This window comes from Nocardia higoensis NBRC 100133, assembly GCF_000308595.1.
GTDB classification, from domain to species: domain Bacteria; phylum Actinomycetota; class Actinomycetes; order Mycobacteriales; family Mycobacteriaceae; genus Nocardia; species Nocardia higoensis.
Map to the genome: position 1 here is coordinate 1 of NZ_BAGA01000164.1, position 8,678 is coordinate 8,678.

The window sequence follows — 8,678 nt, forward strand, 5'->3', positions numbered from 1 at the left end:
ACGGCGAGATGTAATCCATGAACTTCGGGCCGAACCACACAGTCCTCATCGCCCCTACGAGGGATCGCAACACGGTCAGCCGCCCGTCGACTTCACCTACCGCAGCCTGTCCTCATCGCCCCTACGAGGGATCGCAACCTGCCGAGGTAGCCGTCCTGGTCGCACATCCCGCAGGGTCCTCATCGCCCCTACGAGGGATCGCAACGTGATCGCTCCGCGATGATCGCGGCCGTGAATCAGGCGCGTCCTCATCGCCCCTACGAGGGATCGCAACCTGGCGCCGAGACCGGACTCCTCGAGCCGATCGGCCAGGTCCTCATCGCCCCTACCAGGGATCGCAACAATCCCGTCCACTCATGCGCTCGTACCATGCCCCTGCGTCCTCATCGCCCCTGCGAGGGTTAGCAAATACCGACCCACGCTGGCCCCCTCACACCCACGGCTGCGCAGCGAACCGGATTGGTATCGACCGACGGTAGGGTCGAATCGAGTGCTGCCGTTACGGATACATCCCAACCAGGACCGAGGAAGACACGCAGGCGGCATGGACTGGAAGCAGGCCCGCCTGTCACCTACTCGCGCTGTCACATCCCCCGGTGCATGAGCCAGCGAACTCCCATATGCACGGGAATTGCCTCCGTACACAAGATTCCGATGCGCCGCAGCCATATGATCGATCGCTTCTGCATGTCGGTGGCTTGCATTACGGTCTGCCGCAGTCGCATGACGAGGGGATCGGAGGGGCAATGAGATTGCGGATCGCGGTGTCGACGTCGGCACGAGAAATACCGTGGGACAAAGTACTCGAACCAGGCCGGGCGGTCTGCTATCGGCTTCTGAACGAGTCCGCTCCGGCGTTGGCGGAGCGCCTGCACGAGCGGGGCTGGGGCGAGTACGGAATGGTGCCGTTCGGTTACTCGGGCCCCGTGTTTCCGCGCGCAGCCAAGCGGAGAGGCGTCTATGCGGCGGGTGGGCCGGGCTATGTGGAACTCGGCAGCCCCCTGCCGGAGGTGATCGCGGCGTGGTCGGTCGCGCTGTCGCGTTGTCGGCTGCTCGACTGGGGTGGTGTGGCGCTGCGTGTCGACGGAATCTCCCTGGTAGAAACGGAATCCGATGCCGAGACGGCGCGCTTGCGTACCCAGACCCCGGTGGTGATGAAGAGTTCCGGGCGAGACGATGACGGGCGTCGGACTGCCCGGCAGGTGTGGGTGCTGCCGACCGAACCCGAGTTCCACGCCTACTTCGAGAACAACCTGCGGCGCAAGGCCGAAACCCTCGGAATGGCACCGGACGTGGTCCTGGAACAGATTGCCTGGGTGGGGCCGAAGCGGTCGTTCGCGGTAGGAGACGGCCTGAAGCCCGGCGCGGCCGTCGAGGTCGTGTTGCGGGGCGACCCGAAAGTGCTGAACGGCGTGCGTGATTGGGGGCTCGGGCAGGCGAACTCCGCCGGCTTCGGGTGGGTAGCGGCATGAGTGCCGCACCGGCGGTCATCGGGGCGGGCGTGCGGTTGACACCGCATCCGCTCCAGCGGGTCGGCGCTTTCGCGCTGAGCGCTCTCGCCGAGTCGAAATCCTCCCACCGCTCACCGGAATCGCTCACCGATGCCGAGATCAGAACGACGTGGGACGCGATGAGCGCCGATGTGGAGGCAACCGCCTCGCTGGCTGATACCAAGGAGCCTGGGGCGTTCTGGCTCTCATCGAGTTACCTGTTCTGGCCCAACTCGAAAATGAACACCACGAACCGCAAGATGCTGACGAAACAGCAACGCGCAGAGCAGATTCGAAGTTGGCGGTCGTATCCTGACACCATCCCGGACGGCTTGTCAGGGGTGCCGTGCACGTTATGCGGTCAACCGGCATGCGGGTTCTACGGCAAGGTCGACATCCCGCTGGCGGCCAGCGTCGAGCATCGCAATGCGACTGTTCCCGGACACGACGGAATGGCGTTGTGTCGCGGCTGCCTGGCCAGCTTCTACGCGATGCCCTATGGCTGTTCCATTCGCGGTGGCAAGGCATCGGTGCTGCATACCTGGGACGATCACGCGCTGGCCAGGCTCACCGCGCGCCAGGTGCGCCGGACACGGAACCGTATCGGCATCGCGTCGGCAGTGGCGTCCGAACACCGGTATTCCCGCGAAGTCGAGGCGCTGCGGGCACTGCGCTCGTACGAGGACCGCTTGCGTGATGGAGTGGAGTTGTATGTGTTCAGCAACTCCAACAAGCAACAGACTCTGGATGTGTACGGGGTCGAGCAGCCGCTGGCGGAGTGGTTGCGCTCCACCTTGCAGTCACCGGTGCTCGATGCCGGGTTCCGCTACCTGATCCGGGCCCACTACCGGCCGAAGGCTGCTGGCTCGGTTCGGTTGGCCTACAGCATTTTCCACTCACCCCATCTGGTCCCGATCACAGCTGTCGGCTACCTGTCGCGGCTGACGTCGGAGTCGGGCGCGCCGCCACCGGAGACGGATGCGCTCGCACAGGTGTATCGGTCCTTTATCAAGGAGGTGTTCGGCGTGGCGCAGCGTGACGTCGACCAGATCGTGCGGCTCGGCAACGGAATCGGAGCGTTGCTACGTGAGAAGCCGGAGCGGGGGACGCTCAAACAGTTCGAGCATGCGCACGGCGACGTCGCGCGGTTGCAGACCTGGCTGAAGCGGCAGGCCACGACGTGGACCCTCAGTCAGAAGGTGAGCGAGCCGCTGGTCACGACCGAGCAGTGGCGGTTGCTTTTCGAGCCGGGCGACCGCGTTCGGTTTCATCGCGACCTGTTGTTCGTCGCGGTGCTGGAAGACCTGGCCCGACACCGATGGCTTGCCGGTTCACCGGACGATCGCGACGACCAGGACGACGACATTCTCACGGAAGAAGAAGACCAGTGACCTATCTCGTGGGCAAGATCGCCCTGGATATCACCGCGGGCGCGCCGAACAACGCCCGAGGCGAAAGCAACGTCGGTGAGATCAAGAAGATGATCATCGGCCGCGACACGCACCCGTATGTGTCCGCGCAGGCATTCCGCCGGTGGGTGCGCGACAGCTTCCCGCCGGAGGTCACCGCATCCCCGGTGACACGTTCCGGCTCGGCCGCGAACCAGCAGGCCCACACCGCCGGGCGCCCCGACCTCTACATCGACGACGACCTGTTCGGCTACATGGTCGCGATCAAGAAGGAGAACTACCAGCGCGACACCGTATTCGCCACCGGAACCCTGGTGTCGGTCACCCCGCGACGGCCGACCAAGGACTTCGGGACGATGAGCCGTGGTTTCGGCCCGGACGAGAATCCGGTGATCCACGAGCACGAGCACTTTTCGGCCGAATTGGCCGGCGACGTTCTGATCGATGTCGCCCGCATCGGGGTGTTCCAGGTGCAAGGCAGCGGCCTGCGCAGGAATTTCACCGAGGCCGCGGCGAAGGAGGCCGAGGCCGCGGGCGCCGAGCGGGTGAGCTTCCGTGGCTTGGACAGCCTGCGGTTGCCGATCACGGAGCGCCGGCGACGGCTGACCGTCCTGCTGAACACCCTCGCCGAAGTGTGTGGCGGAGCGAAGCGAGCACTGCATTACGGGGAGCGGTCGCCGGCGCTGACGCTGTTGGCGCCGATCGACGGTGGCAACAACCCGTTCACGCGGGTGCTCGCGGCGCGGGCCTCCCGCGAGGACAAGGGCTACCCGCACCTGGAGACCGTGTTCGACACCGATGTGCTGAGCGAGGAGATCGCCGCGTGGGCGGACGTGCTGAGCGGACCCGTGCGTGTCGGTTGGGCGCCGGGATTCCTCGGCGGTCAGCGGGAACGGGCGCGTGAGGCACTCGACGGCCTGATCGGTGACGGGACGGTCGTGATCGACCATCCGCGCGTGCTGCTGCGGGGGCTGGCCAAGGAGGTCGAGGCCGGAGAGCATGACGACTGGTTCGAGGACCAGCCGCGGTGATCAGCGCGTTGCAGGTGACGGTCACGGCTGCCGTCGCGTCCTTCCGTAATCCTCTGTACGCGGGGGTTCAGGTCGGGTTGCCGTGCCCTCCCCCTTCGACCATCGCGGGAATGCTGGCGGGTGCGGCCGGTGGCTGGGATCGGGTTCCGGCAGGTCTGCGATTCGGCGCGGCATTCACCGCGGGCGGGTCCGGGATCGATGTGGAGACCTATCACCCGCTGGACGCGCGAGGGCGAGCCAGCGCGGCCACCCCCAAGGACCGGGATTTCCTGGCCGACGTGGTGCTCACGGTGTGGCTGCTCGAGAACCGGGAATTCTGGGCCGACGCATTGCGCCGCCCCGCATGGCCGTTGAGGTTGGGGCGCAGCCAGGATCTCGCCACCGCGCGCAGCGAAGAGGTGGAACTGGTCACCGGGCCCGGACGGCAAGGGCATGCGATCGTGCCGGAAACGCTGACCACGGCGGGGTTGCGTTTGCGGCTACCGACTGTGCTCAGCACCGACCGAGCTCGGAACCGCTGGGATGGGTATCGATACGCGCCGCGTGGCAGCGCGGCGGTCATCGATACCGGGTTGAGCACTTCGACCAGCGAATACGAACCCGGCCAAGCGGTGGCGATGCTCGACGCGGTCCACCCGTCGCACCTGGATGGCGGGAACGGTGGTGTCTGAGCCGAGGGCGAAGAGCCCGAGTGCGGAGTTCCCGCACGGCGAATTGCTGACCGATCATCTGGCCGCCACCCTGGTCGGCGCGCAGCAACTCGCGCGGAGAGTCGGCCGAATCGCTCTGACACCCGATCGGTTCTGGCGGTGGGTCATGGTCGCGGCGCTGACCCACGACGCGGGAAAAATCCCCGCCGGTTTCCAAGCCATGGTCGCGGGGCGGCGCGGCCCGGTGTGGGGGCAACGGCACGAGGTGTATTCACTCGGGTTCGTCGCCGATCTGCTGGCCTCCTGGCCGGTGCGCGACAGACACTGGGTGGCTATCGGGGTGCTCACTCATCACCGGCCGCTGACGGGCACCACAGGGCGGCCGATCCTGCCGATCCACCAGGATCGGGATGCCGAGGCTTTCGCGGCCCGGTTCGGGCCCGTAGACCCGATCGCCCAGCAGCGACTGTGGCGCTGGCTGGCCGCGGTGTTGCACGAGCACGAGCTGGCCGAGCAGATTCCCGATATCGATGGTGATCTCGCCGAGGCCGGTTTCGGCTTGCTCGAGCAACTACGCGAGCAGTGGGAATACCCCGATGATGTCGCGCCGGAAGACAACCTCACAGCACTACTGGTTCAGGGCGCGGTCACTTTCGCCGACCACGTGTCCTCCGCACACGGTCAGCTGCTCACCCATCAGCCCATCGACTCGTTGTTCGCGGGCAGGTTCACGGCCGAGATGGCCGAGGCGGGCAAGCCGTTGCGGCAGCACCAAAATGAAGCCGCGGCGCTCGACGGACATCTGATGCTGCGCACCCCGACCGGGTCAGGCAAGACCGAAGCCGCGCTGTTGTGGGCGGCCCGACAGGTGACCCAGCTGAGGGAACAGTGTGGTGGGCAGCCGCGAGTGTTCTATCTGCTGCCCTATCTGGCATCGATCAACGCGATGGTCGATCGGCTCGGTCGGATACTGGGCGACGACGATCTGGTGGGCGTGGTGCATTCCAAGGCAGCGGCGTTCCACCTGCATCGTTCGTTGTGCGGCGACGAGGACGAGGGGGACGCGGCGGGCCGTGCGGTGTCCCGGGCAGCGGCGACCAAACTGTTCCGGGAACTGGTTCGTGTGGGCACCCCTTATCAGCTTCTGAGAGGCGCGCTGGCCGGGACCGCCTGCTCATCGCTCGTGATCGATGCCGCCAACTCGGTGTTCATCCTCGACGAACTGCACTCCTACGAGCCGCAACGACTCGGCATGATCCTTGCCTCGACGGCATTCTGGGTGCGGCTCGGCGGCCGGATCGGGGTGGTGACGGCGACGATTCCTCGTCAACTCGTCGAACTGCTCGACAAGTGCGTCGGCGACGGTGGTTTCCAGCAGATCCACGCCGTGGGAACACAGTGGCCGCAGCGGCACCGCCTGCGCATTGCCACGGATCTTCTGACCGCCGACATCTCACTCACCGAGATCGAAACACGTTTGCGGGCAGGACAATCAGTTCTGGTTGTCGCCAACAATGTCGCCGATGCGCTGTATGTGGCCGACAGGCTGGGGCCGGTGTGCCGAGAGCTGTACAACGAAGAGCCGATGGTGTTGCATTCGCGCTTCAAGACGGCCGACCGCGCGGACATCGAGTCGCGTATTCGGGATCGGTTCGGCACCGGCCGTCCCCATCGGCCAGGTCTGCTGGTGGCGACGCAGGTGGTGGAGGTCTCGCTGGACGTTTCCTTCGATGCCCTGCACACCAGCGGCGCGCCCTTGGAGCCGCTGATCCAGCGGTTCGGGCGGATCAATCGCATCGCCGCGGGCCCGCCCGCCGACGTCTCGGTTCATCCACCCAGCTACGGGCGCCGCCGAGGCAGTGCGGACGAGTGGGCCGACGGGGTCTACGAGTACGAACCGACCGCACTCACGATGACAATCCTGCACAGCCACGACGGTGCTGTCCTGGACGAGCAGATGCTCGGTTCCTGGCTCGACGAACTCTACGATTCGCCCTGGGGAACGGCATGGCTGGAGAACGTCGCCCATCATCAGCGCTCGTTCGAGCGATTTCTCGACTTCACCGGCGTCTTCGACGGCGACCGGAAAGAACTGGGCGAAGAATTCGAGAAGCTGTTCGACGGGGTGGAAGCGATTCTCGAAGAAGACCTGAGCGAATACACCGCGGCTCTGAACTCGGTCTCCGACCGCCGAGCCGGCCGACTGCTGGGAAGCCAATACCTGATTCCGCTGCCCCACTATGCCCGGCGATTGGCCCGATACCAGCGTGAACTCGACATCCTGGTCATCAGCGGGAACTACAACTCCTACACCGGGCTGACCGGCATCGACCACGAGCGTCGCGATACCTACAAGCTCGGCGAGGTGCTCTGAGTCGATGCTCACCGAAGACGATATCGGCGGGGTCCACATCAAGTACCTCGAGCACTGTCCTCGACAGCTGTGGTTGTTCACCCGCGGTTTCCGTCCCGAAGCATCGAGCGAGCGTGTCCTGCTCGGTGAGGCCGTCCACGACACCAGCTACCGGCGCGAACAGGCCGTAGATCTCGGAGCGGCGAAACTCGATCACTTCGACGGTCAGCGCTGGGTTCACGAGGTGAAGTCCTCCGCTCGCCTCACCGCAGCCGATCGCGCGCAGGCCATGCACTACTGCTATCGGTTGCATCATCTCGGCGTCGAGGTAGAGGGCGCGATTCTGAAATATCCGAAAATTCGTCGTACCGAGCGGATTCCGTACAGCCCCGACGAGGAAGCCGCCGCCGCGGCCGCGATCGCTCGCGCACTCGACGTACTCCATGCTCCGGTGTCCCCGCCGCGACTCGCGCAACGGGCCTGCCGCGGTTGCAGCTACCTCGACTACTGCTGGACGGAATGATGCCCACCGCCACCCGCACCTATTGGCTCACATCCGCATGCCGGATTCGGCGCAAAGATCAGTCGCTCGTCATCGAGCGCGCGGACGGAAAGCCCGTGCACATTCCGGTAACCGATGTCGCCGACATCGTCGCCTGTGAATCGGTCGATATCAACACCGCCGTGATCAGCCTGCTCAACACGCATCGCATCAACGTGCACCTCCTCGGCCACTACGGCGACTACACCGGCTCGCTGCTCACCGCCGAATCCAGCACGTCCGGTCAGACCGTGCTCGCCCAAGCCCAACTCGCCACCGACCCCACCGCCGGACTGGACATCGCCCGTCAGATCGTGCGGGCCACCGCGTTCAACGTTCGCCGCGTCATCGACCGCGAACTCCTCAGCCACCCGTTGAAGGTGCTGGAATCCTCGGTGCAGCTGGCCGACACCCGCGAACAGTTGATGGGAGCCGAAGGGACATTCCGACGCAGCGCCTGGGAAGTACTCGACACCCAACTACCGAGCTGGCTGCAACTGCACGGCCGCAGCCGCCGCCCGCCTCGCAATGCGGGCAACGCTTTCATCAGCTACGTCAACGGCATCGTCTACACACGCGCACTCACCGCCATTCGTCTCACCCCGTTACACAGCGGCATCGCGTTTCTCCACGCCAGCATGCAACGCCAACGCCACTCCTTGGCCCTCGACCTCGCCGAAGTGTTCAAACCGGTTTTCGCGGAACGACTCCTGCTGCGCGGCTACGACAGCGTCCTGGTGTACACGTATCCGCCCGGCGCAACCCCACAACGCGAATCCTGGGGCACCGCCCAACCCGCACCGTCGACCGTCATCTAACTTCAAGATCATTGCAGCGACACGCCGAAGAATTTCGCACTACCGGAGGATCGCTGCAGTGCAGCCCGGAAATTACGCCAAGGCGAAGCTTTCACCTGCGGCTTTACCTTGGGGTCCTCATCGCCCCTACGAGGGTTGGCAACGTGCCGAGCAGGTCCGCAAGGCCGCCGATCACCTGGGTGTCCTCATCGCCCCTACGAGGGTTGGCAACATGGTGACTATCTCGACGTAGCCGACCGGTGCGCGGCCGTCCTCATCGCCCCTACGAGGGTTGGCAACCGCTGCGTCGTCTCCGGTCCTCCACCATCCGGTCCAGTCCTCATCGCCCCTACGAGGGTTGGCAACGCCAATATCTGTCGGCTTGTCCCTACTCGTACGGCGTCCTC

Annotated in this window: 7 protein-coding genes and 1 CRISPR repeat array; all 7 genes read left to right on the forward strand. The window is 65.4% G+C overall.

Annotated features, from left to right (window positions below; all coding sequences use genetic code 11):
* Window positions 1-41 precede the first annotated feature (41 nt).
* Window positions 42-409: a CRISPR direct-repeat array (repeat unit 30 nt; unit sequence GTCCTCATCGCCCCTACGAGGGATCGCAAC).
* 448 nt (window positions 410-857) lie between these two features.
* The 7 genes from cas6 to cas1 are packed head-to-tail and all read left to right on the forward strand — an operon-like array spanning window position 858 to window position 8,292.
* Window positions 858-1,472, forward strand: a complete 615-nt coding sequence (gene cas6 / locus ON26_RS27375; protein WP_218000636.1) for a CRISPR-associated endoribonuclease Cas6 — start codon at window positions 858-860, stop codon at window positions 1,470-1,472.
* On the forward strand, window positions 1,469-2,881 hold the full coding sequence (locus tag ON26_RS27380) for a hypothetical protein (RefSeq protein WP_051027715.1): 1,413 nt from the start codon (window positions 1,469-1,471) through the stop codon (window positions 2,879-2,881). Before cas6 ends, ON26_RS27380 begins: the two co-directional genes overlap by 4 nt.
* Complete coding sequence (gene cas7i / locus ON26_RS27385) at window positions 2,878-3,930, forward strand: type I-B CRISPR-associated protein Cas7/Cst2/DevR (RefSeq protein ID WP_040800517.1); 1,053 nt, start codon at window positions 2,878-2,880, stop codon at window positions 3,928-3,930. The genes ON26_RS27380 and cas7i overlap by 4 nt, the downstream gene beginning before the upstream one ends.
* A 14-nt stretch (window positions 3,931-3,944) precedes the next feature.
* Entirely contained in the window at window positions 3,945-4,601 is a 657-nt protein-coding gene (cas5, locus tag ON26_RS27390; RefSeq protein ID WP_245546092.1) for a CRISPR-associated protein Cas5, read from the forward strand.
* Window positions 4,594-6,954 carry a CRISPR-associated helicase Cas3' gene (cas3, locus tag ON26_RS27395; RefSeq protein ID WP_169333787.1) on the forward strand — a complete coding sequence of 787 codons (2,361 nt, stop codon included), beginning with the start codon at window positions 4,594-4,596 and terminating at the stop codon, window positions 6,952-6,954. The genes cas5 and cas3 overlap by 8 nt, the downstream gene beginning before the upstream one ends.
* Window positions 6,955-6,958: 4 nt before the next feature.
* Window positions 6,959-7,456 (forward strand): CRISPR-associated protein Cas4, encoded by a 498-nt coding sequence (locus ON26_RS27400; protein WP_040800523.1) that lies wholly within the window; start codon window positions 6,959-6,961, stop codon window positions 7,454-7,456.
* Complete coding sequence (gene cas1, locus ON26_RS27405; RefSeq protein ID WP_083884398.1) at window positions 7,456-8,292, forward strand: CRISPR-associated endonuclease Cas1; 837 nt, start codon at window positions 7,456-7,458, stop codon at window positions 8,290-8,292. The genes ON26_RS27400 and cas1 overlap by 1 nt, the downstream gene beginning before the upstream one ends.
* Window positions 8,293-8,678: the final 386 nt, after the last annotated feature.

Excerpts from the sequence above, each read along its gene's own strand:
- ON26_RS27400 (WP_040800523.1), top strand. The coding sequence starts at position 6,959 with ATGCTCACCGAAGACGATATCGGCGGGGTCCACATCAAGTACCTCGAG.
- cas1 (WP_083884398.1), top strand. The coding sequence starts at position 7,456 with ATGCCCACCGCCACCCGCACCTATTGGCTCACATCCGCATGCCGGATT.
- ON26_RS27380 (WP_051027715.1), top strand. The coding sequence starts at position 1,469 with ATGAGTGCCGCACCGGCGGTCATCGGGGCGGGCGTGCGGTTGACACCG.